Annotated in this window: 1 protein-coding gene; it reads left to right on the top strand. The window is 52.1% G+C overall.

The annotated features are described in order from the left end of the window. Nucleotides 1-422, top strand: a 422-nt coding sequence (locus NE664_14485) for an ABC transporter transmembrane domain-containing protein (protein MCQ4727842.1), incomplete at both ends; no start/stop codon positions are given.

Raw genomic sequence — 422 nt, 5'->3', positions numbered from 1 at the left:
TCACCATCTGACAAGGCTGCCGGTCGGATATTTTAAACAGGAGGGAAGCGGAAAGCTTCGCCGGATTATCGATGACGGAGCCGGGCAGACGGAGACTTATCTGGCCCATCAGCTTCCGGACCTGGCAGGGGCTGTCGTAACGCCTGTCGCTGTTCTCGTGCTTCTTCTGGTCTTTGACTGGAGATTTGGCCTGATCAGCCTGGTTCCTATGGGTGTGGGCGTATTTTTCTTAAGCCGCATGATGGGAACCGGGATGGCGGAGTGTATGCGGCAGTATCAGAATGCCCTGGAAGATATGAATAACGAAGCGGTGGAGTATGTCCGGGGAATTCCGGTGGTTAAGACGTTTCAGCAGAGTATATTTTCGTTTAAGAGCTTTCACGATTCGATTCTACGGTATCGGGACTGGGCGGTGAATTATA

This window comes from Anaerotignum faecicola (assembly GCA_024460105.1).
Classification (GTDB): Bacteria; Bacillota; Clostridia; order Lachnospirales; family Anaerotignaceae; genus JANFXS01.
This window is presented reverse-complemented; position numbering and strand designations above follow the sequence as displayed.